Consider the following 24,791-nt stretch of genomic DNA (forward strand, 5'->3'; position numbering starts at 1 on the left):
GTGCCCGGCGTGCTGCCGGGCGCGTTATTTACGCCCGAATATCGTCATATTCCCGCGTCTTATCAAACTCATGCTTCGCAAACGGGCACAGCGGAATAATTTTGCGGTTCTCACCGCGCATCTTCTCCACCACTTTCGCCACCAGCTGTTTACCGACGCCCTGCCCTTTCAGGCTCTCATCCACATCAGTATGCTCGATAATGCTCAGGTGCTCGCCGGTCGGCACGAAGACAATCTCCGCGACCTGGTTGCCGTTCTCATCATTCACGTAAAACTTGTTATGGCCTTCCAGAATATCCATGGTTCCTCGCTTATTTTTGGCGATACTTCAGCGCACCGCTCGGGCAGGTATCAATCACGCGTACAACCGTTTCAATGTCCACTTCATCGGGAATGATCCACGGCTTACGTTTCAGATTAAACAGCTTTGCGCTCCCACGCACGCAGTTACCTGAGTGTTTGCAGATCCCGGTATTAAAGTAAACGTCAATTTTCTCGCCGGTATAGGCCCGGTACCCCTCATCCAGTAGTTCTTTATCCATGACATTGCCTCTGTAATTATTATCTTGCTGAATGAAGCATAGCCTTACGGGATCCTGATGGCTATAACGCCGAAAACGAAAAGCCAGGTCACAACTCTTTTCTCGCCAGATTGCGTCCGCTATTGGCACATGTCAGGCTCCGAAAATCTCTCACTTTCATAGGGCTAGCACAGGTGGAATGAAACGCAGACTCTCTTTTCAGGTAAAGCTATTTTTAGCGCTGGTGTGCTTCTCCTGCCTGCTGTTAGTTCTGCTGGGAACGATCCTGTTTCATTTTATTGACCGACAGCTACACCACGATTTGGGCCAGCGCGCCCGGGTTCAGGCCAGTGAAATCGCCCTGATACCGGGTCTGGCGGAAATGGTGGCAGCCAGAGATATCCCCGGTATCGCCCGCTTAATACAGCCGCTGCGTGCCGAAAGCGATGCCAGCTATATTGTGATTGGCGATACCCGGGAACAGCACCTTTATCATTCGGAATCACCGGAGCGCATTAATTTACCGATGATCGGAGGGGATAATGCGGAGGTGTTAAAAGGCAAAACCATTATTTCCGTGCGTCAGGGCGGGATTGGGGTGTCGCTGCGCAGCAAAGCGCCAATCTTTAATGCGCAGCATCAGGTCATTGGCATCGTCTCGGTCGGCTATCTGACCTCGTATATCGCCAATATTAACGCCCGCATTCTCTGGCAGGCTGGACTGTACGGTATTGCCCTTCTGCTGTTGCTGTTTATTTTCTCCTGGCTGTTTACCCGCAATCTTAAAAAGCAGATGTTCCGCCTTGAGCCGAAAGATATCGCCCAGTTGGTTTTGCAGCAACGCGCGCTATTAGAAGCCATGTACGAGGGGGTATTTGCCATCAATGAAGAGAAGCGGCTGATTTTAATTAACCGGGCAGCCAGGGAGATGCTCGATATTCATCAAAGTGAGAAAGAACTTATCGGCAAACCGCTGGAAGACGTTCTGCAGACGTCGCCGGGCTTTTTATCCCAGCGCTACGCCTCGGTAAGCGCTGGTCGCCACGACCAAATCGCAGTGCTTAACCAGCGAGAGGTGATCGTTAACCGCGTGGCGATTGAGGTCGAACCCGGCGTTGAAAGCGGCTGGGTGTACAGCTTTCGCGACAAAAACGACATTAACACCCTCAGCAGCCAACTGAGCCAGATCAAGCGCTATGCGGACAACCTGCGCATTATGCGCCACGAGCAGCTGAACTGGACCGCCACGCTGGTGGGGCTGCTGCAGATGAAACACTATGACGAGGCGATCCGTTACATCCAGGTGCAGTCAGAAGGCGCGCAGCGCGTGCTGGATTTTGTCTCCGCCCATTTTGTCTCTCCGGCCCTGTGCGGGCTGCTGTTAGGAAAATACGTCAGCGCGCGCGAAAAAGGCGTTGAACTGCAGTTTGACCCGGCCTGCCAGCTCACCCGCATGCCCGGCACGCTCAACGAAACGGAGCTGATGTCCATTATTGGTAACCTGCTGGATAACGCGGTGGACGCGACCCTTAAGGCACCGGTCCCCGCGCCGGTGGAACTCTACATTTCTGACCGCAACCAGGAGTTGTTGATAGAGGTGGCAGACAGAGGCTGCGGTGTGGATGAGGCGGTGAAGCCACACATTTTCCGCCAGGGATTCAGCAGCAAACCGGAAAGTGAAAACGACATTGTGGGTACCGAGCACGGTATTGGTCTGTTTCTGGTGGCAGGCTATATCAGGAAAGCGGGCGGCAGCATAGAGATCGCCGACAACACGCCGCAGGGCACCATTTTTTCTGTGTTTATTCCCAATGGACAACAGCATGACCCGACCACTTGACGTTGTGATCGTTGAAGATGAACCGCACCTGGCGGAACTGCATCGCGAGTATATCGAGCAGAATTTTCACTTGCGCGTGGTGGGCATCGCCGCGTCGATTGAGCAGGCATGCAGCCTGATTCGTCAGCATCAGCCGCGGCTTATCCTGCTGGACAACTATCTCCCGGACGGTAAAGGCGTGGAGCTCATCGATAACCCGCTGCTGAAAAGCTATGAATGCTCGGTGATCTTCATCACCGCCGCCAGCGATATGCAGACCTGCAGCCATGCCATGCGCAGCGGCGCGTTTGACTACCTGATCAAGCCCGTCTTTTTCCAGCGCCTGCACGCCTCGCTGGAGCGGTTTATGCGCTTCGTCCACACCGTGCAGCAGGTGAAGGTGGTCGACCAGCACGCGCTGGATCGTCTGTTTAATCTGCCTGCCGCGGAAGCCTCCATTACGCCGTCGACGAAGGGCATTGAACCCCAAACGCTGGAAAGGATTAAACGCCTGTTCGCCGAACATCCCGACAGCGCGATGTCGGTTGAAGAGGTGGTGGAAAACGTGGGGATCAGCAAAACCACGGGGCGTCGCTACCTGGAATACTGTGTGGAGAGCGGGTTAATCATCGTCGAAATGCTGTATGGCAATATTGGTCATCCACGGCGGCTATACCGCAAAGCCGATGATAAACCGTAATCCGAAACCGTTCGCAGGCAAACGTTCGCGGATTTTATGGTGTTAATTGCTGAAACGATGGTGACAGTCACACTTCGGAATCATTGCCCGCGCCTCCCTATTGTCGGAGGCGCGCTTTACGCTATGTTGACAATTAGTTCCTCAAATGTAACTAAAAGGTTAACTATAATGTCGAACACGTTCCGAATTTCTCTGCTTACCGCTACCGTCCTGTTCTCTGCTTCTGCACTCTCTGCCCTGCCGCAGGGCTATCCTGCTGAGTATCAAAAAGTTGTCGATGCCGCCACCAAAGAGGGCAAGGTGGTGATTTACTCCACCACCGACACCAAAGCCGCCGGGCCGCTGATTGCGGGTTTCGAAAAAACCTACCCGGGCATCAAAGTTGAATACAACGACATGAACAGCACCGAGCTGTACAACCGTTTTATCAGCGAACAGGCCTCCGGTGGCGGTAGCGGCGACGTGGTCTGGAGCTCCTCAATGGACACCGGGCTGAAACTCGCCACCGACTACGCCATGGAGTACAAATCGCCGGAGCAAAGTCAGCTGCCGAAATGGGCAGTCTGGAAAGATAAAGCATACGGCACCACCTATGAGCCAGTGGTCTTTATCTACAACAAGCGCCTGATCCCGGCTGGCGACGTGCCGGATTCTCACGCCGCGCTGGCGAAGCTGATTGCCAGCCAGACGGACAAATTCAAGAGCAAAGTCACCACCTACGACATCGAAAAATCGGGTCTTGGCTTTATGCTTTCCGTGCAGGATCACAAGGCCGATCCAAACTACTTTAAAACCCTGGCCGACGTCGCCAAAGGCGGCTTAGCGGTGCAGTCATCAACGGGCACCATGATGGAGAGGGTTTCCTCCGGTGAAAACCTGATCGGCTTTAACATCCTCGGATCCTATGCTGAAGCCCGCGCGAAGAACGATCCTTCTCTCGGCATTTCGTACCCGAAAGATTACACGCTGGTGCTCTCGCGCGTGTCGTTCATCAGCCAGCAGGCGCAAAACAGCAATGCGGCAAAACTGTGGCTGGACTATGTGCTGTCTGAAAAAGGGCAAAGCATTCTGGCCAGTCAGGCGGATATTCCCTCCATCCGTAACGATATCGAAGGCAAAAATGATATTGACGGCCTGACCAAAATCCTCGGTAACGCGCTGAAGCCGATCCCGGTTGATGAAACGCTGCTGGAGTACCTGCAGCCGAAAAAACGCCTGGAGTACATCAAAGAGTGGCGTGCAGCCGCCGCCAAATAAGCGTTCGGGCGCGGCGCACGCCGTCGCGCTCCCTGTCGACTGAGTTCGTTTTATTGGGCTGCAACACCAGGGATACCCCATGAATACATTACGCAGAAAGTGGCAAAGCCTGCCGCGCGGCATCGTCGTGCTGATAACCGCTCTGGTTATCTACACGCCGCTGTCATTTATCGTGATACAGAGCTTCCTGTCCGCTCCGTTCTTTTCTCCGGCAAAAGAGTGGAGCCTTGAATCATTTGGCTTTATCTTCACCGACCCTGATTTCTATAAGGCCCTGAGAAGCGGCTTTATTCTCGCCTTCGGGCTGGTCATCATCGCCATTCCGCTGGGTGGCGTGCTGGCGTTTCTGATGGTTCGCACCGACCTGCCCGGCCGCCGCCTGATTGAACCGCTGATCCTGGTCCCCATTTTCGTATCGCCGATGGTGCTCGGCTTTGGCTATGTGGTGGCCGCCGGTCCGGTGGGCTTTCTGTCCCTGTGGGCGCAGGCGCTGATCGGCTTTGTGCCGTGGAACATCTACGATATGTCGAGCATCGTGGTCATTGCTGGCCTGACGCACGTGCCGCATGCCTATCTCTATATTTCATCCGCGCTGCGCAGCGTCGGCTCTGATGTGGAAGAAGCCGCGCGCATTGCGGGTGCCTCTCCGCTGCAGGTGATGACCTCCGTCAGCCTGCCGATGGTGCGCCCGTCGATCCTGTACGCCATCGTGCTGCTGTTCTTCCTCGGGCTGGAAGTATTTGGCCTGATGCTGGTGCTCGGCGATCCGGAAGGCAATATGGTGCTGGCAACCTACCTGTACCAGCTGACAAACAAGCTCGGCACACCGTCATATCACCTGATGGCGGCGGTTGCCGTGGTGCTGATTTGCATCACCATCCCACTGGTGATGCTCCAGCGCCGTCTGATGCGCACCGCCAACCGCTTCGTCACGATGAAAGGGAAAGCCTCACAGGCTCGCGCGTTACCGCTGGGCAAATGGCGCTGGGTTGCCGGGGCGGTGGTTGCCTTCTGGCTCACCGTCACCATCGGCGTGCCGCTGCTCGGCGTAGTGCTGCGCGCGTTTATCTCCAACTGGGGTGTGGGCGTTTCGCTGTGGGATGAGCTTTCGCTGAGCACTTTCCGCACCATCTGGGCACAGCCCAACCTGCTGCGCGCCATCGTCAACTCCATGGCAATTGGGGTGATTGGCGGCGCGCTGGCCGTGGCGTGCTACCTGTTCGTCGGGATTGCGATGCACCGCAAACCGGATAACACCACGCGCTTCCTGGACTACAGCGTGCTGGTGCCGCGCGCCGTGCCTGGCCTGCTTGCCGGTCTGGCGTTCCTGTGGGTGTTCCTGTTCCTGCCGATGTGGCTGGACAACTCGCTGAAATCCGGCTGGCTTTCCGGGTTCGCCTGGACCGACTGGATGCGCGAGAACGTCATCGTCTGGCTGCGTTCGCTGCGCAGCACCATTTTCAGCGTCTGGCTGGCCTATACCGTGGTGTGGATGGCTTACGGGCTGAGGCTTATCTCTTCCACGTTGCTGCAGGTGGGGCCAGAGCTTGAAGAAGCCGCGCGCAGCACCGGGGCGACGCGCGGGCAGATCACCCGCCATGTGACCATTCCCCTCTCCCGCTACGGTCTTATTGGTTCGTGGCTGCTGATGTTTCTGATCTTTGAGCGCGAATACTCAACGGGTGTGTATCTGCTTTCCCCCGGCACGGAGACCATCGGTTCAATGCTGGTTTCCCTCTGGGCCGCGGGTGCCATTGATATCGTGGCGGCGCTCTCTTTCATTAACATCCTGCTGGTCGTGGTAGGTCTGGGCATTGCCCTTCGTTTCGGAGTGAAAATACATGATTGAATTAGCGGTTGACGATCTGCACTTAACCTACGGCGACAATCCTGTTTTAAAAGGTGTCTCCATGAACCTGAAGCGCGGCGAAGTGGTCTCTCTGTTAGGCCCCTCCGGCAGTGGTAAAACCACCCTGCTGCGTGCCGTCGCGGGTCTGGAAAAACCGACGCAGGGGTCGATTGTCATTGGCAACAATAAAGTTTACGACGGCACGCCGCGCAGTGAGATCCCGGCAGAAGAGCGTAACCTGGGGCTGGTGTTCCAGTCCTATGCCCTATGGCCGCACAAAACCGTGTTTGAGAACGTGGCCTATCCGCTCAAGCTGCGTAAAGTTCCGGCCAAAGAGATCCAGCAGCGCGTACAGGACGTGCTGGACCAGCTGGGTCTGGGCCATCTTGGCAAACGTCACCCGCACCAGCTCTCCGGCGGGCAACAGCAGCGCGTGGCGATTGGCCGGGCGCTGGTGTACAACCCACCGGTGATTTTGCTGGACGAGCCGCTTTCCAACCTCGACGCCAAGCTGCGCGAAGAGGCCCGCGTGTTCCTGCGCGAGCTGATTATCAAACTCGGGTTATCCGCGCTGATGGTGACGCACGACCAGAACGAAGCGATGTCCATATCCGACCGCATCCTGCTGCTTAACAACGGCAAAATTGAGCAACAGGGCACGCCGCAGGAGATGTACGGCTCGCCAAAAACGCTGTTTACCGCCGAGTTTATGGGCAGCAACAACCGCCTGCACGGTAAGGTCACCGAAGTGCGCGACGGCAGAGCGCGTATCGAAGGAAAAGGCTGGGTGCTGTGGGGCCAGGCGGGCGAAGGGGTACAGAGCGGTAATGACGCTACGGCGGTGATCCGGGTCGAGCGCGTGGCGGTGGTTGAGGGGCCAGGGGAAAATCAGCTTGAACTGCCGCTGCTCACCAGCATGTATCTTGGTGACCACTGGGAGTACCTGTTCCGCACGCCGGGAGATGATTTTGTCATTCGCGCGTATGGGCATGAGGTTCGGGATCCGCAGCACTGCCATCTTTCGCTGCCGGAGAAGCATGTTTGGGTGTTCCCGAAAGGGTGAATGTGAAAAGAAAAGGCTGCGGGATGCAGCCTTTTTACATTAAAAATGTATTTAGTTTAACTTAACTCAAACTCAATAAAATATAACGAATTGAATTTGATACGCTTATTTACCACCCACTTTCCCTGTCGGAACAATTTCCTTATGAATTTGTATAACAACATGAGGAAAAGAAAAATGGCTATTCCAGCTTACCTATGGCTTAAAGATGACGGCGGCGCAGACATTAAAGGATCTGTAGACGTTCAAGACCGTGAGGGCAGCATTGAGATCACCGGATTTTCCCATAATCTCAGCATTCCAACGGACGGAATGACGGGAAAGATCACAGGAACCCGCAAGCACTCGGCTGTGCTAATTCAAAAAGAGTTTGATAGTTCATCCCCCTACCTCTATAAAGCCGTAGCCACTGGTCAGACGCTAAAATCTGCTGAGTTCAAATGGTACAAGATCAACGACGCAGGACAGGAAGCGGAATACTTCAACTTCCTGCTTGAAGGCGTAAAAGTTGTCGGCGTTTCGCCAGTGATGCACGACACCAAAGATCCGACCAAAGAGAAGCATACCCACCTTGAGTGCGTAGAACTTCGTTATGAAAAAATCACATGGAAATACTGCGATGGTAACGTGCAGTTCACCGATGCATGGAATGAGAGAGCGCAAGCGTGAGATACCCAACATTAGCGGTATCGCCTCACCCGCCGTTTGATGTGTCCTCTTTCGCCCCGCCAGGCGTGAATATCGTCAGTAATATGATGATGGCTCGCTTTCATCGTGGCCCGTCAGCCCTCACCTATGCATGGTTTTATCAGCAGGTAAGAGGGCATGGACCATGGGATTACAAACAGCGCGATAGACAGTTCGAGAGTTTTGGAAACTTCCATTACGGGGCTGTTGGTTACGCTGCGGGGATTCCCGACGAAGTATTACTTAGGGGCGCAGGATGGGCGCAAAGTCGCGCAGGAACAACTGATGCGGCTTTTGGTAATTGGTATGGCTCAACGCCATACGGCGATGATCCTAATGACCAATATTGGATAAGAGCGGGTATCGACTATGCAAAACGCACAGGTTTTTAAGAGACGGTATCTTCTTCTGATACCGTTGACTGTTATCGCCTTTGGGGTTTACAAGATGCTGCACTTCTCACCACTTGAGCAAGAGATTATCAAGAAGGTGAAAGTAAACAACCTGGCTAATCTATTCATCACGGAAGCGAGTGCAGGCGCCACCACAGGCTTTTCCTACCGTTTCTATTTGTATGATGCTAACAAAGACGATAAATCATTTATTAAGAGTCTGAAGGACGATGACGAGCCTTTCATGATCACTACGGACAAAAACGCATTGAGGAAAGTCGAAAATGATGCGATCTATCTGTCAGTGAAGGGAACCATCTACACCTTTCACAACCGGGCGGCTTATAGAGTGCGTGATTCAATCTACTCAGTACCTGTCTACCTCACCGCTTTACCTTTCTAAGAGTATAGCCAGCTTTCACGCTGGTGTGACGCAGTGGCAACACCAGGATATTTTAAGCAGGAGGATGTAAATTGGGAGAATAAAGAGACGGCCCCCCACGGGGGCGGGTTGTGAAAGTATTTCCTGTTGTCTTCGACCTTATTGCACGTAAAATGACCAGACACATTTTGGGAAGGAGTCTTTAATGGATATTGCGCTGCTCAACAGGGGCTGGAACAGAACATGGTCAGATACCATGGTGAATCTTGAAGCCCGGAAACTCGTCGAAACAGCAAATCGGCTGTCAGCATTCTATTTGCAAGATGGTCTTACACGCATCAAGTTTGTCGAAGAGATAAAACAGGTTGTAGATAAAGAATTTGAAACTGCACGACGGGCCAAAACCGATGAAGAATGCATTGCTTGCATCAAAAATCTGCGGGCCGAAACGGATAATCTACACGAACAAGAACGCCTGTTAAGAACCAGAGCCGCACAGCTTTACGCGAAGGTCGAATTTGTTAAGGAAAATAATAAAATCGTCGGTTATGTTATATCCGCTGTAAATGTGGTGCTATCAGGCGTGGTTCTCTTTGGTGGCTTTATGATGTTATCCACTATGGGGCCGATTGGTATGCTGGCTGGGGCAGTCCTGATTGCCGATGGAATGAACGGATTAACGAAAGAAGTGCTCAACTTTGCTCAGCCAGCAGGACATAAACCCTCGCAAGGTATCATTGCTGACTCCGCGATGCATACGGCCCAGTTCATGGGATTTAATCCTAACACGGGCTTGGCTCTCTATAATGGTGTTACTCTTGGTGCCAGTGTGTACAGCATTGTAGGACTCGCTCGAAAAACTGGAGCCTGGAGATTATTTCGCTGGCTTCCACATGATTACTATCGCAAAGTCAGCACAATGAGCACTCCTAAGCTAACAATGAAGATTGTCGGTTATGGTGTTAAAGCAAAAGTGATTTTCGATCTATTGACAACCGAAAATGGAACCAATTAATCCTTGATAGTTTTTCGGTAACGCCAGGATTTATAGGAAATTACCGGCGGCTGTGCGAAGGACATAATGGCAACCCCAAAGATCATCGCCAGCCCCCATGCAAATGCTCTATCAGGTGAGCTGAAGACGATAAGTAGCAGTAGGATTAAGGCACACACAGCCACCACTCCCGCCAAGGTAACAAATCGCCTGGCAAGGTCATTTATGGCCTCTCCAAGCGTTCCTCCATATTTTTCAATATTGCTTTTTATCTTCTGCAATTCGGGCTGCGTAAACCCTGAACGTAACAAAGCTTCATCAGTCACTTTCATATCGTCTCGTCCCTTATCTTCCAGAAGTGCTTTCCCAATCGCTGATTGTGCTAGCAATCATACTGATGAACTTTACAGCAATCCACATGATGTTTGTGCAATGTATCAGATTTCAGACAATAGCAGCCATAAGGCCTCACATCGGGCTTAAATGCGTGTGATCAGTCTGTTCGGGAGTTATGCCAGGTATGCGGCTTTTTGTTCGTTGTTGTACTGTCGCGGTAAGAACCAGGAACCACCGCCAGCGTGAAGATATGCTCCCTTGTACCACAGACCAATCATGCGACAGGTACGGGCGTAGAACAATGGGTAGTTTAAGTTGTACCTGCTAAAGCAGGGCTACGTAACTAACTGATAAGTTATAACTTATTGCTTTATCAGGAGATCTGGAGCGGGCGAAGGGAATCGAACCCTCGTATAGAGCTTGGGAAGCTCTCGTTCTACCATTGAACTACGCCCGCTTTGAGGTGCGTAAGGCATTATAGACCTTACGCACCTTCATACAAGCCTCTTCACAACTAACCGGCGATTAAATAATCACTTAGCACTTCGGTTTGCTGCCGGGCGCAGGAAGATAGCGTTGCGGATCGATGGCCGTCGCCTTATAGCGGATCTGGAAGTGCAGCTTCACCGAATCGGTACCGGTACTGCCCATGGTGGCAATCTTCTGCCCCGCCTTCACGTTCTGCCCGTTGTTAACCAGCATCGTGTCGTTGTGCGCGTAGGCCGTGATGTAGTCTTCGCCATGCTTAATCATGATCAGGTTACCGTAGCCGCGCAGCTGGTTACCGACGTAAACCACCTTCCCTGCCCCGGAGGCATAAACCGGCGTACCGCGCGCAGCGGCGATATCAATACCCTTGTTGCCACCCTCAGAGAGTGAGTAAGGGGCGACCACTTTACCGCTGGCAGGCCAAATCCAGCAGCGCTGTCCAACCGGCGGCCATGACGACTGCGGCACCTGATAGGACGGCGTCACTTTGGCGGTTTTGCCTTTCGATGAGGATTTTTTGCCCGAGGACGAACTGCCGTTCACCTTCAGCTTTTGCCCCACTTCGATGGTGTACGGCGGAGAGATGTTATTCAGGCGCGCCAGATCCTTCACGCTGGTCCCCGTTGCGCGCGAAATCCGGTACAGCGTATCCCCGCGCTTAACGGTATAGACCGAACCGGAATAGCTACCCATATCCGACGATTTGCTTCCTGAACAGCCAGCCAGGAATAGCGTCAGCGTCAGGCAAAAGATGGCGATGATGGGGTTTCTCGTCAGGCTTCCTGCAAACAAAACAGATCCTCGGTCAGCATGAATGGCGCACTATGATACCAGCCCGGAGAGATATGGGTCAGCCCTTTTCCGCTCCTGGAAACAAACCGTTCGTATAAGATTGCCGTATAATGCTCCCTGTTGATGGTGCAGAACCATCCGCATCGTTGGCACTGGAGCATGAATGAGTATTCAAGAACACGTTATTTTGGTTAATGACCAGGGAATGGTAATTGGCACTCAGGAAAAATACGCCGCGCATACTGCCCAAACCCCTCTGCATCTGGCGTTCTCATCCTGGCTGTTTAACGCCGAAGGCGAGTGTCTGGTAACCCGACGCGCACTAAGTAAAAAAGCCTGGCCGGGCGTCTGGACGAACTCCGTCTGCGGTCACCCTCAATCTGGTGAACGGACGGAAGAGGCAATTATCCGTCGCTGCCGCGATGAGATTGGCGCAGAAATTACCGCGATTACGCCTGTCGCCTCAGAATTCCGCTACCGCGAAACGGATCCTTCCGGGATCGTGGAAAACGAGATTTGCCCGGTCTTCGCTGCCCGCGTCACCAGCGAACTGCGAATTAACCATGATGAAGTGATGGCATTTGAATGGGTGACGCTGGAGTCGTTATTCCGCGCGCTGGACGCCGCCCCATGGAGCTTTAGCCCGTGGATGGTGCAGGAAGCAACGGTCGCGCGAGACGCGCTGAGAGCGTTCGCGGCGCAATAAAAAAGCCCCTTTCGGGGCTTTTTTAGCAACGTAACGCCTTATTTCACCGGGCGCATTGCCGGGAACAGGATCACGTCACGAATGGTGTGGCTGTTGGTGAAGAGCATCACCATACGGTCGATACCAATACCCAGACCTGCGGTTGGCGGCAGGCCGTGCTCCAGCGCGGTCACATAGTCTTCGTCGAAGAACATCGCTTCGTCATCGCCTGCTGCTTTCGCGTCAACCTGATCCTGGAAACGCTGCGCCTGGTCTTCCGCATCGTTCAGCTCGCTAAAGCCGTTGCCGATTTCACGGCCGCCGATGAAGAATTCGAAACGGTCGGTGATTTCCGGGTTCTCGTCATTACGACGCGCCAGCGGAGAGACTTCCGCCGGGTATTCGGTAATGAAGGTCGGCTGAATCAGGTGCGCTTCGGCCACTTCTTCGAAGATCTCGGTCACGATACGGCCCAGACCCCAGCTCTTCTCAACCTTGATGCCGATGCTTTCAGCGATGGCCTTCGCAGAGTCGAAGTTATCCAGATCCGCCATGTTGGTTTCCGGACGGTACTTCTTGATCGCTTCGCGCATGGTCAGTTTTTCGAACGGCTTGCCGAAGTCGAACACTTCTTCACCGTAAGGAACCTGCGTGGTGCCCAGAATGTCCTGCGCCAGGGTACGGAACAGGGATTCGGTCAGCTCGATCAGATCTTTGTAGTCCGCGTACGCCATATAGAGTTCCATCATGGTGAACTCTGGGTTATGACGAACGGAGATACCTTCGTTACGGAAGTTACGGTTGATCTCGAACACGCGATCAAAACCACCAACCACCAGACGCTTCAGGTACAGTTCCGGCGCGATACGCAGGTACATGTCCAGGTCCAGGGCGTTGTGATGGGTGATGAACGGACGCGCAGACGCGCCGCCAGGGATCACCTGCATCATCGGGGTTTCCACTTCCATAAAGTCGCGGTTGACCATGAACTGGCGAATACCGGCCATGATCTGGGAGCGAATTTTGAAGGTCTTGCGGGATTCATCGTTAGAGATGAGGTCCAGGTAGCGCTGACGATAGCGCGCTTCCTGATCCTGCAAACCGTGGAACTTGTCCGGCAGCGGGCGCAGGGCTTTGGTCAGCAGACGCAGTTCGGTGCAGTGGATAGACAGTTCACCGGTCTTGGTTTTGAACAGTTTACCTTTTGCGCCCAGGATATCGCCCAGGTCCCACTTCTTGAACTGCTCGTTGTAGATGCCTTCCGGCAGGTCGTCACGGGAGACGTACAGCTGAATGCGGCCGCCAACGTCCTGTAAGGTCACGAAGGACGCTTTACCCATGATACGACGGGTCATCATACGGCCAGCCACGGACACTTCAACGTTCAGCGCTTCCAGCTCTTCGTTCTCTTTACCGTCGAAGTCAGCGTGCAGTTGGTCTGAGGTGTGGTCACGACGAAAATCGTTCGGGAACGGCACGCCCTGCTCGCGCAGCGCTGCCAGCTTCTCGCGGCGGGTTTTCAGTTCGTTGTTAAGATCGACTACCGCGTCAGCGCCCTGTGCTTGTTGTTCAGACATGTTGGTTCCTCATAACCCTGCTTTCAAACTTGCTTCGATAAATTGGTCCAGGCTGCCGTCCAGCACCGCCTGCGTGTTGCGGGTTTCAACCCCGGTACGCAGGTCTTTGATGCGGGAGTCATCAAGGACGTAAGAACGGATCTGGCTGCCCCAACCGATGTCGGACTTGTTGTCTTCCATCGCCTGTTTCTCAGCATTTTTCTTCTGCATCTCCAGCTCATAAAGCTTCGCTTTCATCTGCTTCATGGCCTGGTCTTTGTTCTTATGCTGGGAACGGTCGTTCTGGCACTGTGTTACCAGCCCGGTTGGAATGTGGGTAATACGCACCGCAGATTCCGTACGGTTAACGTGCTGACCACCCGCGCCGGACGCGCGGTAAACGTCAATACGCAGGTCCGCCGGGTTAATTTCGATATCGATATCTTCGTCAACTTCCGGGTAAACAAACGCGGAGCTGAAGGAAGTATGACGACGGCCACCGGAGTCAAACGGGCTTTTACGCACCAGGCGGTGAACGCCGGTTTCGGTACGCAGCCAGCCGTAGGCGTAGTCGCCAATGATCTTGATAGTGACGGATTTAATACCGGCCACTTCACCTTCAGACTCTTCGATAATTTCGGTTTTGAAGCCGCGCGCTTCCGCCCAACGCAGATACATACGCGTCAGCATGCTGGCCCAGTCCTGCGCTTCGGTACCGCCAGAACCTGCCTGAATATCGAGATAGCAGTCAGCGCTGTCGTATTCGCCGGAGAACATGCGACGGAATTCCAGCTGTGCCAGCTTCTCTTCCAGCCCGTCGAGTTCTGCCACGGCTTCGTTAAAGGTTTCTTCGTCGTCGGCTTCGACGGCCAGCTCCAGCAAACCGGAAACGTCTTCCAGCCCCTGAGCCATTTGATCTAACGTATCTACGATAGCTTCGAGAGAGGAACGCTCTTTACCCAGCGCCTGTGCGCGTTCAGGTTCGTTCCAGACGTCCGGCTGTTCCAGCTCGGCGTTTACTTCTTCAAGACGCTCTTTCTTGGCATCGTAGTCAAAGATACCCCCTAAGAACGTCAGAGCGCTCCGTGAGGTCCTGAATACGGTTTTTTACCGGATTAATTTCAAACATGGTCTGTTTTCTTTTATGGACTTGTCAAAATGCGGTGATAAGAGCGGGATTGTACCGAATCCACGCCCTTTTTTATAGAGATTACTGCCGCTAAATTGGCCAGATATTGTCGATGATGATCTGAAGGGTGCGGTTACCGCGAAACTCGTTGATATCCAGTTTGTACGCCAGCTCGACCTCACGCACGCCGTTGTCCGGCCAGATGGAGGTGTCAACGTTGAAGGCGATGCCGTCCAGCAGCGGTCCGCCGCCCACGGGCTCGACCATCACTTTCAGGTGGCGTTCGCCAACGATACGCTGCTGCAGCAGACGGAATCGCCCGTCGAACAGCGGTTCCGGGAACATCTGCCCCCATGGACCGGCATCGCGCAGCATCTGCGCGACCTCCATCGTCATTTCGGAGACGGACAGCTCACCGTCAGAGACCACTTCGCCCTGCAGCAGCGCCGGGTCAATCCACTCGGTGACCAGCTCGCCAAACAGGCGCTGGAACTCGTCGAACTTTGCCTCTTCCAGCGACAAGCCTGCCGCCATCGCGTGGCCGCCGAACTTGATCATCAGACCCGGGTAAAGCGTATCCAGACGCTCCAGCGCATCGCGCATGTGCAGCCCCTGAATCGAGCGGCCAGAGCCTTTCAGCGTGCCGTCGCCCGCAGGCGCAAACGCGATCACCGGGCGGTGGAAGCGCTCTTTAATGCGCGACGCCAGAATGCCGACCACGCCCTGATGCCACTCGGGGTGGTACATTGCCAGCCCGCCCGGCAGCGTATCGCCGCTGCGCTCAAGTTTTTCGCACAGGGTCAGCGCTTCGGCCTGCATCCCCTGCTCAATCTCTTTACGGGTCTGGTTCAGGGCGTCCAGCTCGTTGGCCAGCACGCGCGCTTCACCGATGTTGTCGCACAGCAGCAGCGCCACGCCGACGGACATATCGTCCAGCCTTCCGGCAGCGTTCAGACGCGGCCCGAGGGCAAAGCCCAGGTCGCTTGCCGCCAGCTTGAGCGGATCGCGGTTGGCAATCTCCAGCAGCGCCTTAATTCCGGGACGGCACTTGCCCGCGCGAATACGGCTTAAACCCTGCCAGGTCAAAATGCGGTTATTGGCATCAAGAGGTACCACGTCCGCCACGGTGCCCAGCGCCACCAGGTCGAGGTATTCGGCCAGGTTTGGAACGGCAATGCCGCGGGATTCGAACCAGCCCTTATCGCGTAAGAGAGTACGCAACGCCAGCATCAGATAAAACGCCACGCCCACGCCGGCGAGGGATTTCGACGGGAAATCGCAGTCGCGCAGGTTGGGGTTAATAATCGCTTCTGCTGCGGGGAGCGTATCGCCGGGCAGGTGATGATCGGTGACCAGCACCGGGATCCCCAAAGCGTGAGCATGATCGACGCCCGCATGGGAGGAGATCCCGTTGTCTACGGTCATGATCATCTGCGCACCGCGGGCATGGGCCTGATCGACCACCTCCGGGCTGAGGCCATAGCCGTCTTCAAAGCGGTTTGGCACCAGATAGGTGACATTATCGCAGCCCAGCGCGCGCAGGCTGAGCACGCTCAGGGCGGTGCTGGTTGCGCCGTCGGCGTCGAAATCCCCTACCACCACAATGCGCGTTCCCTCACGCAGCGCGTTGTAGAGCATTTCGGTAGCTTTCTCGATACCGTTCAGCTGCTGCCAGGGCAGCATCCCTTTCACGCTGCGCTCAAGATCCTCTGCGCGACGCACGCCGCGGCTTGCGTAGAGGCGCTTTAGCAGCGGCGGGAGATCGTCCGGTAAATCAACGTGTTCAACCGCCTCGCGGCGGCGCAATTTGATGGGGGCTTTCACGCGAATTATTTACCACCAAACTGTTTCTGGTGCGCGTCGAGAAACTCTTTCATCTCTTTCGGTCCCTGATAGCCCGGAACAACATAGCCGTTACTCAGGACAATCGCTGGCGTACCGCTCACGCCAAACTGCACGCCCAGCGCGTAGTGGTTAGCAATGTCGATGTCGCAGGAGGCAGGCTTAACGTCTTTACCGTTCATCGCGTCATCAAACGCTTTGTTGCGGTCTTTGGCACACCAGATCGCTTTCATGTCCTGCTCTGGCTTGCTCTGTACGCCTGCGCGCGGGAAGGCCAGGTAACGCACGGTAATGCCCAGCGCGTTATAGTCTTTCATCTGTTCATGCAGCTTGTGGCAGTAGCCACAGGTGATATCGGTGAAGACGGTAATCACATGTTTTTCCTGCGCCGCTTTATAGACGATCATCTCTTTTTCGAGCGCGTTCAGGTTTTTCATCAGCAACTGGTTGGTGACGTTCACCGGCTGCGCGCCGCTCACGTCGTACAGCGGTCCCTGAATAAAGTGTTTGCCATCTTCGGTGACGTACAGCACGCCGCTGTTGGTCAGTACGGTTTTCATACCGGCAACCGGCGCAGGCTGGATGTCGCTGCTGGTGACGCCAAGCTTAGCCAGAGACTGTTTGATGGCGGCGTCATCCGCATGGGCGAAGCCGGTAAATGAGGCTGCCAGCAGGGTGAACAGCGCGAAAGACTTTTTCATAATTGATCCTGTTACAATTTGTCGGCACTCACGCACGAGGGTGGTGCTGTTGGTGTAGCTGCCGCAGGCGTTCCGTCGCGACATGGGTATAAATTTGCGTCGTTGAAAGATCGCTGTGTCCCAGCAGCATCTGCACCACGCGTAAATCTGCGCCGTGGTTTAACAGATGCGTCGCGAAGGCGTGACGCAATACGTGCGGCGAAAGCTTTTCACTGTCGATACCCGCCAGTGTGGCGTAATGCTTGATGCGATGCCAGAACGTTTGTCGCGTCATCTGCTGCGCGCGCTGGCTCGGAAACAGGACGTCGATAGACGCGCCATTGAGCAGCCAGGGGCGGCCATGCTCAAGATACGTCTCCAGCCAGTAAACCGCCTCTTCTCCCAGCGGAACCAGCCTTTCCTTGTTTCCTTTACCGATGACGCGCACCACGCCCTGACGCAGGCTGATGTCGCTCATCGTCAGGCCAACCAGTTCCGAAACGCGCAAGCCGGTAGCATACAATAGCTCAAGCATGGCTTTATCGCGTAACTCCAGCGGCAGGTCAACAGCCGGTGACTGTAATAATCTCTCAACTTGTGCTTCGCTGAGATCTTTCGGCAGCCGCTGCGGGAGTTTCGGGGACGCCAGCAGCGCGCTGGGATCGTCTTCGCGAATCTTCTCCCGATAAAGATGCTGGAAAAGCCGACGCATGGCGCTGAGCAAGCGTGCAGAGCTGGTGGCTTTGTACCCCCCTTCTACGCGTTCAGCGAGCAGCGCCTGCAGGTCGTCGCTTTGCGCGCTCGCAAGCGATAGCTCCCGACGCGCCAGCCACTCCACCAGCATGGTGAGATCGCGCCGGTAGGCACTGAGGGTATTCTCGGCCAGATTTTTCTCCAGCCACAGCGCGTCGAGAAACTGTTCAACGAGTGCGAGATCCTTTTCCACATCAGCCCCTTTGATTTTGCAGTCAGGCCATTATGCCTGATTGCGACCGGTTTCTGGTACACTACGCGCAAAGTCATAGCAAGAATTGAGATAGTTACGCGATGAATATTGGTCTGTTCTATGGTTCCAGCACCTGCTACACCGAAATGGCGGCGGAGAAAATTCGCGACATCATTGGCCCGGAACTGGTGACGTTGCATAACCTGAAAGATGACTCGGTCGCCTTGATGGAGCAGTACGATGTGCTGATTCTGGGCATCCCAACCTGGGACTTTGGTGAGATACAGGAAGACTGGGAAGCCATCTGGGATCAGCTCGATTCAGTCAATTTCGACGGTAAAATTATCGCGATGTACGGCATGGGTGACCAGTTAGGCTACGGCGAATGGTTCCTGGACGCACTCGGCATGCTGCACGATAAGCTGGCACCAAAAGGGGCGGCGTTTATCGGCTACTGGCCAACCGAAGGGTATGAATTCACCAGTAAAAAGCCGATTATTGCCGATGGCGAGCTGTTTGTCGGGCTCGCGCTGGATGAAACCAATCAGTACGATCTCAGCGACGAGCGCCTGCAGGCCTGGTGCGAGCAGATCCTCGGCGAAATGGCAGAAAAATTCAGCTAACGCGCGTTACTCCTGCGTCGGCTGTTGCAGCAACATCCGGCGCAGATCCCGCCATTCTGATGCGTCCATACTGTCCGCCGCCAGCCACAGGTGCTGGCAACGTCCGCCCCCCACTTTGCGTAACCGTAACATCATCCCGGCGTTAAGCATCCAGGGTACACCGAGAATATCCCACTCTTTTCCCTGCCAGCGCAGGCGGGAATCCATCAGCAGCTTAATCTCGCCCTGACGCGCGTTAATGCGACGCTGGCTGCGTACGCTGTCAAAAACAACAAACGAAAGTAATAGCAGCCACAGCGGCGTATAGCTGAGCGGCCACGGCATGAGTAAAACGATGGCCGCAACCAGCCCGTGGAGCAATAAAGACATCCACTGCGAGCGCCACGAGACGCGAAGATCAGATTGCCACAGGACCACGTTCCCGATTCCGTGTTTGAATTAATTGCACCATCCGTTGCAACTCGGTGTCGGCGGGTTTGCCGTGGTTCATCAGCCAGTTGAATAAATCCGGATCGTCAGACTCAAGCAGGCGAACAAACAGACGCTTATCATCATCGCTTAAGCTGTCGTACTCATATTCGAAGAAAGGCATGATGGAAATATCAAGTTCACGCATTCCGCGACGGCATGCCCAGTGAATACGGGCCTTGTTGTTAATATCCATGTTCAGTTTCCTGCATTACGTTTGGCACAGTCGGTACCCCGTTTTCTGTTCTTAATTTCTCTACGGGGACACCAGCTAGTGTAACGTGTTTTTGACCGTTTCATTACTGGAATATTGCGTTTGACGAGCTGGCTTCCAGAATAATCCCTATATAGACAGCGGATTACACTATTTTGCGTAGCGCTACGCATAACCCGTTTATGGCACAAATGGTCTGCTGAAAGCGCTTGCAATGCCTGCAGGCTCTTTTACCATTAGGCATTATCAAAGCGTTAAGCAATTCAGGATACCGTTATGGCCTTTACACCATTTTCTCCTCGCCAGCCCGCCGCCTCTGCGCGTCTGCCGCTGACGCTTATTTCTCTTGATGACTGGGCGCTGGCAACCCTCTCCGGCGCCGACGCCGAAAAATACTTGCAGGGTCAGGTGACTGCGGATGTTGCGCAGTTGACTGAACACCAGCATCTTCTGGCCGCGCACTGCGATCCTAAGGGCAAAATGTGGAGCAACCTGCGTCTCTTCCGCCGTCAGGACGGTTTTGCCTTTATTGAGCGCCGTAGCCTGCGCGATGCGCAGCTCAAAGAATTGAAAAAATACGCGGTCTTTTCCAAAGTCACCATCGCACCGGACGACGAACATGTTCTGCTGGGCGTGGCGGGCTTCCAGGCGCGTGCGGCGCTGAAAAACCTGTTTGCTGAACTGCCGGATGCAGAAAAACAGGTGGTCAGCGAGGGCGCGACTTCCATCCTTTGGTTTGAATACCCGGCAGAGCGCTTCCTGTTAGTCACGGATGCCGCAACAGCCGAACGCGTGACCGAGGCGCTGCGCGGCGAAGCGCAGCTCAACAACAGCCAGCAGTGGCTGGCGCTGAACATCGAAGCGGGTCTGCCGGTAATTGACGCAGCCAATAGCGCGCAGTTTATTCCTCAGGCAACTAACCTGCAGGCGCTGGGGGGAATCAGCTTTAAAAAAGGCTGCTACACCGGTCAGGAAATGGTCGCGCGTGCAAAATTCCGTGGGGCAAACAAACGCGCGTTGTGGACACTGGCAGGCCATGCCAGCCGCGTACCGGAAGCAGGCGAAGACTTAGAACTGAAGATGGGCGACAACTGGCGCCGCACCGGTACCGTGTTAGCCGCAGTCCAGCTGGACGATGGCCGTCTTTTGGTACAGGCTGTAATGAACAACGACATGGAAGCGGACAGCGTGTTCCGCGTGCGCGACGACGCGAATACGTTGAGTATTGAGCCGCTACCGTATTCACTGGAAGAGTGATGCTCTATCGCCCGGTGGCGCTGCGCTTACCGGGCCTACGGGTGCAAATCCAGGTCGGGTAAGGCGAAGCCGCCACCCGACAACAAACTAAACCTGCCCCACGTACAAATAAATCGCCAAAAAGTGGCACACGCTGCCGCCCAGAACAAAGCCGTGCCAGATGGCATGGTTGTATGGGATGCGCTTGCAGACGTAGAAAATAACGCCCAGCGAGTAGACCACACCGCCCACCGCCAGCAGCGTGACGCCCCCTACCGCCAGCTTAATCGCCAGCTGATACACCACAATCAGCGACAGCCAGCCCATCGTCAGATAGGTGACCAGCGACAACACTTTAAACCGGTGCGCAATGGTCAGCTTAAACAGGATCCCCAGCAGCGCCAGGCTCCAGATAACAATCATCAGGCCGCGCGACAGCGGTGAGTTTAGCCCCACCAGCAGAAAAGGCGTATAGGTACCCGCAATCAGCAGATAGATAGCGCAGTGGTCAAATTTCTTAAGCCATATTTTGGCCCGCTGATGCGGAATCGCGTGATAGAGCGTCGAGGCCAGGAACAGCAGGATCATACTTCCGCCATACAGGCTATAGCTGGTAATGGCCATCGCGCTGGCATTGGTATCCACCGCCTGTACCAGCAATAACACTAAACCGACAATCCCAAACACCAGGCCAATACCGTGGCTGATGCTGTTGGCCACTTCCTCAGCCAGCGAATATCCCTGTGCGATTAATGGTCTGCTCGCCATACTAAACTCCGGGAAAACTAAAGATGATTATTCATCGCATGACTATGCTAACTGAGAATGATTCCAGTGAACACCTGTTAGCTAAAATAATTTTAAATTAAATTTTTATAATAAAAATCAAAAACATAAACGAAAAATTCACCTGACATTTGTTCATATAAAAATTTAAGCGTTACTAATCAATGGCATAAAATTGGCTCCTGCCGTCTGGCTGCATGATATGATGGATAAATGAGGTCTGAATGAGAGTTTTGCCACTGTGAGTATGTTCACCCACTCCGCCATTGCCAGTCTCAATAACCTGGAAATGATGGTCTACAACTATGTCATCAAAAACCGGGACAAAGTGATGTACATGACCATCCGCGAGCTGGCGGATGCGGCTGGCGTCTCAACCACCACTATCCTGCGCTTTTGCCGCAAGCTCAACTGCGAAGGGTATTCTGAATTTCGCGTGCGCTTTAAGCTCTATCTTGAGCAGAACGAGCCCCAGCAGGCGAATTTCGGCGCCAGCGAAATTATCAGCTTCTTTAAAAGCGTGAATAATGAAGAGTTCGACGCGCTATTAAATGACGCGGTAAATATCATTTTGTCTTCCGAGCGAATTATATTTGTCGGGGCGGGCACGTCAGGCTCTTTGGCCAAATATGGCGCACGCTTCTTTTCAAATATTGGTAAATTCAGTAATCATATTGATGACCCTTATTTCCCGGTTACCAATGATATGGCGAAAAATGCGCTGGCGATTGTGCTCTCCGTCTCGGGCGAAACCGAGGAGATCCTGCGCTTCGCCAGCCAGTTCAGCCTGCATCACTGCAAGGTGCTCTCTATCACCAGCCACGAGCACTCTCGCCTGGCAAAACTGGCGGACTTTAATCTCTCCTGGCACGTTCCCCAGACGCGAATTGGCGGCGTCTACGATATCACCACGCAAATTCCCGTCATTTATATTCTGGAATCTCTCGGACGCAAGCTGGCGAAAAAACTGACGGAATAAAACACCCTGTTTTTTCGATGTGACAAATCACAATTTTCGCAAATTGTTATATCGTGACATTCAATTTCGCTTTGCTAGACTCAATGCCAATAAGCCATTTATTGAGAATAGCAGCGATGAAAAAAATAACCTTACCGAAAGATTTTTTATGGGGCGGCGCGGTTGCCGCTCATCAGGTTGAAGGCGGCTGGAACAAAGGCGGCAAAGGGCCAAGCATTTGCGACGTGCTGACCGGCGGCGCACACGGCGTGCCGCGCGAAATCACGCAGGAAGTGGTGCCGGGTAAATACTACCCAAACCACGAAGCCATCGACTTCCACGGCCACTATAAAGAAGACATCAAGCTATTTGCCGAGATGGGCTTCAAGTGTTTCCGTACCTCTATCGCCTGGACGCGCATCTTCCCGAAAGGTGACGAAACGCAGCCAAACGAAGAAGGGCTGAAGTTTTACGACGACATGTTCGATGAGCTGCTGAAGTACAACATCGAACCGGTGATCACCCTCTCCCACTTCGAAATGCCGCTGCACCTGGTGCAGGAGTATGGTAGCTGGACCAACCGCAAAGTGGTCGATTTCTTCGTGCGCTTCGCCGAAGTGGTGTTTGAGCGCTACAAGCACAAGGTCAAATACTGGATGACCTTCAACGAAATCAACAACCAGCGCAACTGGCGCGCCCCGCTGTTCGGCTACTGCTGCTCGGGCGTGGTCTACACCGAACATGACAACCCGGAAGAGACCATGTACCAGGTGCTGCACCACCAGTTTGTGGCCAGCGCCCTGGCGGTGAAAGCCGCGCGCCGCATCAACCCGGAGATGAAAGTCGGCTGCATGCTGGCGATGGTGGCGCTCTATCCGTTCTCCTGCAAGCCGGAAGACGTGATGTTCGCTCAGGAATCCATGCGCGAACGCTATGTCTTTACCGACGTCCAGTTGCGTGGTTACTACCCGTCCTACGTGCTGAACGAGTGGGAGCGCCGCGGCTTTTCCATCAAAATGGAGGCGGGCGACGAGCAGATCCTGCGTGAAGGTACCTGCGACTACTTAGGCTTCAGCTACTACATGACCAACGCGGTGAAGGCGGAAGGCGGCACCGGCGATGCCATTTCCGGCTTCGAAGGCAGCGTGCCGAACCCGCACGTGAAGGCGTCCGACTGGGGCTGGCAGATTGACCCGGTGGGCCTGCGCTATTCCCTGTGCGAACTGTACGAGCGTTATCAGAAGCCGCTGTTTATCGTTGAAAACGGCTTCGGTGCCTACGACAAGGTGGAAGAAGACGGCAGCATCATCGATGACTATCGCATCGACTACCTGCGTGCCCACGTGGAGGAGATGATCAAAGCCGTCACGCACGATGGCGTGGATCTGATGGGCTATACGCCGTGGGGCTGCATCGACTGCGTGTCGTTCACCACCGGTCAGTACAGCAAGCGCTACGGCTTTATCTACGTCAACAAGCACGACGACGGCACGGGCGACATGTCTCGCTCCCGTAAGAAGAGCTTCGAGTGGTATAAAGGCGTGATTGCCAGCAACGGCGAGAAACTTTAACGCCGGGCACCTAACCCTCTCTCTTTGGGGAGAGGGTTAGGGTGAGGGGTTTACTTCCCGCCAGCCAGCTCGATAAAACTGCCCGTCACGTAAGACGCCTTCTCGCTCAGCAGCCAGACAATCGCCTGCGCCACCTCTTCCGGCTGGCCGCCGCGCTGCATCGGCAGTAACGATTTCACGCGATCCACTCGCCCCGGCTCTCCGCCGGAAGCATGGATATCGGTATAAATCAGCCCAGGCCGCACGCAGTTCACGCGAATGCCCTGCGCCGCCACCTCCAGCGATAGCCCGGTTGTCAGCGAATCTACCGCGCCTTTAGAAGCAGCGTAATCGACATATTCACCCGGCGCGCCCAGACGAGACGCGGCGGAAGAGACATTCACAATCGCCCCGCCCTTGCCGCCATGCTTGATGGACATGCGTTTCACCGCTTCACGACAGCAGAGAAAGTAGCCCGTGACGTTGGTCGCCAGCACGCGGTTAATGCGCTCTGCGGACAGATTCTCGATGGTGGATTGCTCAAACAGAATGCCTGCATTATTGACCAGCGCGCGAAGCGGCTCACCTTCACGATCGATGCTGTCAAACATCGCCAGCACCTGAGCTTCATCGCTGATGTCCGCACGCACGGCAAACGCTTTACCGCCGGCCTCAACGATCTGATTGATAACGTCCGTCGCGGCTTTAATGTTGTGGTGATAGTTCACCGCCACGGTGTGGCCTTCACGTGCCAGCTGCAGCGCGGTGGCTTTCCCAATGCCCCGGCTCGCGCCGGTGACCAGTGCAATTGCCATTATCCTCTCCCAATAAAAAAGC

At 54.5% G+C, this 24,791-nt stretch carries 27 protein-coding genes and 1 tRNA gene; 14 read left to right on the forward strand and 14 right to left on the reverse strand.

Annotated features, from left to right (window positions below; all coding sequences use genetic code 11):
• Nucleotides 1-28 precede the first annotated feature (28 nt).
• Together DG357_RS18555 and yjdI are read right to left on the reverse strand one after the other, a co-directional pair.
• Complete coding sequence (locus DG357_RS18555) at nucleotides 29-301, reverse strand: GNAT family N-acetyltransferase (RefSeq protein ID WP_028014304.1); 273 nt, start codon at nucleotides 299-301, stop codon at nucleotides 29-31.
• A 10-nt stretch (nucleotides 302-311) separates the two neighbouring features.
• Nucleotides 312-542, reverse strand: coding sequence for a 4Fe-4S mono-cluster protein YjdI (gene yjdI / locus DG357_RS18560; protein ID WP_088204231.1), 231 nt, complete (start codon nucleotides 540-542; stop codon nucleotides 312-314).
• Nucleotides 543-720: 178 nt separating this feature from the next.
• Between yjdI and DG357_RS18565 the strand changes: the two genes are divergently transcribed.
• From DG357_RS18565 to DG357_RS18605, 9 genes are all read left to right on the forward strand, one after another.
• A complete protein-coding gene (locus tag DG357_RS18565) occupies nucleotides 721-2,361 on the forward strand; it encodes an ATP-binding protein (RefSeq protein WP_088204232.1) in 1,641 nt (546 codons plus the stop codon).
• Nucleotides 2,345-3,040 carry a response regulator gene (locus DG357_RS18570; RefSeq protein ID WP_088204233.1) on the forward strand — a complete coding sequence of 232 codons (696 nt, stop codon included), beginning with the start codon at nucleotides 2,345-2,347 and terminating at the stop codon, nucleotides 3,038-3,040. Before DG357_RS18565 ends, DG357_RS18570 begins: the two co-directional genes overlap by 17 nt.
• 168 nt (nucleotides 3,041-3,208) lie before the next feature.
• Nucleotides 3,209-4,297, forward strand: coding sequence for an ABC transporter substrate-binding protein (locus tag DG357_RS18575; protein ID WP_028014307.1), 1,089 nt, complete (start codon nucleotides 3,209-3,211; stop codon nucleotides 4,295-4,297).
• Nucleotides 4,298-4,376: 79 nt separating this feature from the next.
• A complete protein-coding gene (locus DG357_RS18580) occupies nucleotides 4,377-6,146 on the forward strand; it encodes an ABC transporter permease (protein ID WP_045260923.1) in 1,770 nt (589 codons plus the stop codon).
• Nucleotides 6,139-7,209, forward strand: a complete 1,071-nt coding sequence (locus DG357_RS18585; protein WP_088204234.1) for an ABC transporter ATP-binding protein — start codon at nucleotides 6,139-6,141, stop codon at nucleotides 7,207-7,209. Before DG357_RS18580 ends, DG357_RS18585 begins: the two co-directional genes overlap by 8 nt.
• Nucleotides 7,210-7,386: 177 nt before the next feature.
• Entirely contained in the window at nucleotides 7,387-7,878 is a 492-nt protein-coding gene (locus tag DG357_RS18590) for an Hcp family type VI secretion system effector (RefSeq protein ID WP_088204235.1), read from the forward strand.
• On the forward strand, nucleotides 7,875-8,288 hold the full coding sequence (locus tag DG357_RS18595) for a polymorphic toxin type 44 domain-containing protein (RefSeq protein WP_224222661.1): 414 nt from the start codon (nucleotides 7,875-7,877) through the stop codon (nucleotides 8,286-8,288). Before DG357_RS18590 ends, DG357_RS18595 begins: the two co-directional genes overlap by 4 nt.
• Entirely contained in the window at nucleotides 8,266-8,691 is a 426-nt protein-coding gene (locus DG357_RS18600; RefSeq protein WP_088204237.1) for a hypothetical protein, read from the forward strand. Before DG357_RS18595 ends, DG357_RS18600 begins: the two co-directional genes overlap by 23 nt.
• 184 nt (nucleotides 8,692-8,875) lie before the next feature.
• On the forward strand, nucleotides 8,876-9,685 hold the full coding sequence (locus DG357_RS18605) for a DUF4225 domain-containing protein (protein ID WP_047364495.1): 810 nt from the start codon (nucleotides 8,876-8,878) through the stop codon (nucleotides 9,683-9,685).
• Here DG357_RS18605 and DG357_RS18610 read toward each other — a convergent pair.
• From DG357_RS18610 to actS, 3 genes are all read right to left on the reverse strand, one after another.
• The gene (locus tag DG357_RS18610; protein ID WP_020882780.1) at nucleotides 9,682-9,996 is read right to left on the reverse strand and encodes a hypothetical protein; all 315 of its coding nucleotides are present in this window, start codon (nucleotides 9,994-9,996) and stop codon (nucleotides 9,682-9,684) included. The genes DG357_RS18605 and DG357_RS18610 overlap by 4 nt on opposite strands.
• Before the next feature lie 387 nt (nucleotides 9,997-10,383).
• Nucleotides 10,384-10,457, reverse strand: a tRNA-Gly gene (locus DG357_RS18615).
• Nucleotides 10,458-10,537: 80 nt separating this feature from the next.
• Nucleotides 10,538-11,281 carry an amidase activator ActS gene (gene actS, locus DG357_RS18620; protein WP_041908359.1) on the reverse strand — a complete coding sequence of 248 codons (744 nt, stop codon included), beginning with the start codon at nucleotides 11,279-11,281 and terminating at the stop codon, nucleotides 10,538-10,540.
• 163 nt (nucleotides 11,282-11,444) lie between these two features.
• Here actS and idi point away from each other — a divergent pair, with 163 nt between their 5' ends.
• The gene (idi, locus tag DG357_RS18625; protein ID WP_041908358.1) at nucleotides 11,445-11,987 is read left to right on the forward strand and encodes an isopentenyl-diphosphate Delta-isomerase; all 543 of its coding nucleotides are present in this window, start codon (nucleotides 11,445-11,447) and stop codon (nucleotides 11,985-11,987) included.
• Between the two features lie 38 nt (nucleotides 11,988-12,025).
• Here idi and lysS read toward each other — a convergent pair whose 3' ends face one another.
• The 5 genes from lysS to xerD all read right to left on the reverse strand — a co-directional run bounded on the left by lysS (nucleotide 12,026) and on the right by xerD (nucleotide 18,119).
• Nucleotides 12,026-13,543: a lysine--tRNA ligase gene (gene lysS / locus DG357_RS18630; RefSeq protein WP_047364497.1), complete on the reverse strand. Its 1,518-nt coding sequence runs from the start codon at nucleotides 13,541-13,543 to the stop codon at nucleotides 12,026-12,028.
• A 9-nt stretch (nucleotides 13,544-13,552) separates the two neighbouring features.
• A protein-coding gene (gene prfB, locus DG357_RS18635; protein WP_100170824.1) for a peptide chain release factor 2 occupies nucleotides 13,553-14,651 on the reverse strand; the annotation gives its coding sequence in 2 pieces (ribosomal slippage) (nucleotides 13,553-14,575 and nucleotides 14,577-14,651; 1,098 coding nt in all).
• A 90-nt stretch (nucleotides 14,652-14,741) separates the two neighbouring features.
• Entirely contained in the window at nucleotides 14,742-16,475 is a 1,734-nt protein-coding gene (recJ, locus tag DG357_RS18640; protein ID WP_041908356.1) for a single-stranded-DNA-specific exonuclease RecJ, read from the reverse strand.
• Nucleotides 16,476-16,480: 5 nt separating this feature from the next.
• Nucleotides 16,481-17,194 carry a bifunctional protein-disulfide isomerase/oxidoreductase DsbC gene (gene dsbC / locus DG357_RS18645; RefSeq protein ID WP_049136419.1) on the reverse strand — a complete coding sequence of 238 codons (714 nt, stop codon included), beginning with the start codon at nucleotides 17,192-17,194 and terminating at the stop codon, nucleotides 16,481-16,483.
• A 28-nt stretch (nucleotides 17,195-17,222) separates the two neighbouring features.
• Nucleotides 17,223-18,119 (reverse strand): site-specific tyrosine recombinase XerD, encoded by an 897-nt coding sequence (gene xerD, locus DG357_RS18650; RefSeq protein ID WP_028014320.1) that lies wholly within the window; start codon nucleotides 18,117-18,119, stop codon nucleotides 17,223-17,225.
• Between the two features lie 101 nt (nucleotides 18,120-18,220).
• Between xerD and fldB the strand changes: the two genes are divergently transcribed.
• Entirely contained in the window at nucleotides 18,221-18,742 is a 522-nt protein-coding gene (fldB, locus tag DG357_RS18655) for a flavodoxin FldB (protein ID WP_041908355.1), read from the forward strand.
• A 6-nt stretch (nucleotides 18,743-18,748) separates the two neighbouring features.
• Here fldB and DG357_RS18660 read toward each other — a convergent pair whose 3' ends face one another.
• Nucleotides 18,749-19,159 carry a protein YgfX gene (locus DG357_RS18660; RefSeq protein ID WP_028014322.1) on the reverse strand — a complete coding sequence of 137 codons (411 nt, stop codon included), beginning with the start codon at nucleotides 19,157-19,159 and terminating at the stop codon, nucleotides 18,749-18,751.
• Entirely contained in the window at nucleotides 19,140-19,406 is a 267-nt protein-coding gene (sdhE, locus tag DG357_RS18665) for an FAD assembly factor SdhE (protein ID WP_010435322.1), read from the reverse strand. The genes DG357_RS18660 and sdhE overlap by 20 nt, the downstream gene beginning before the upstream one ends.
• A gap of 294 nt (nucleotides 19,407-19,700) precedes the next feature.
• Between sdhE and ygfZ the strand changes: the two genes are divergently transcribed.
• Nucleotides 19,701-20,681, forward strand: a complete 981-nt coding sequence (gene ygfZ, locus DG357_RS18670; RefSeq protein ID WP_048960833.1) for a tRNA-modifying protein YgfZ — start codon at nucleotides 19,701-19,703, stop codon at nucleotides 20,679-20,681.
• Between the two features lie 87 nt (nucleotides 20,682-20,768).
• Here ygfZ and trhA read toward each other — a convergent pair whose 3' ends face one another.
• Nucleotides 20,769-21,428: a PAQR family membrane homeostasis protein TrhA gene (trhA, locus tag DG357_RS18675; RefSeq protein ID WP_023331242.1), complete on the reverse strand. Its 660-nt coding sequence runs from the start codon at nucleotides 21,426-21,428 to the stop codon at nucleotides 20,769-20,771.
• Nucleotides 21,429-21,693: 265 nt separating this feature from the next.
• Here trhA and DG357_RS18680 point away from each other — a divergent pair, with 265 nt between their 5' ends.
• Nucleotides 21,694-22,425, forward strand: coding sequence for a MurR/RpiR family transcriptional regulator (locus DG357_RS18680; RefSeq protein WP_028014325.1), 732 nt, complete (start codon nucleotides 21,694-21,696; stop codon nucleotides 22,423-22,425).
• 116 nt (nucleotides 22,426-22,541) lie between these two features.
• Nucleotides 22,542-23,975 (forward strand): 6-phospho-beta-glucosidase BglA, encoded by a 1,434-nt coding sequence (gene bglA, locus DG357_RS18685; protein ID WP_059358111.1) that lies wholly within the window; start codon nucleotides 22,542-22,544, stop codon nucleotides 23,973-23,975.
• Nucleotides 23,976-24,025: 50 nt separating this feature from the next.
• Here the strand turns inward: bglA and DG357_RS18690 are convergent, their stop codons facing one another.
• Entirely contained in the window at nucleotides 24,026-24,769 is a 744-nt protein-coding gene (locus tag DG357_RS18690; RefSeq protein WP_045260933.1) for an SDR family oxidoreductase, read from the reverse strand.
• Nucleotides 24,770-24,791 lie beyond the last annotated feature (22 nt).

Origin of the sequence: Enterobacter bugandensis (assembly GCF_900324475.1) — a bacterium.
Taxonomy (GTDB): Bacteria; Pseudomonadota; Gammaproteobacteria; order Enterobacterales; family Enterobacteriaceae; genus Enterobacter; species Enterobacter bugandensis.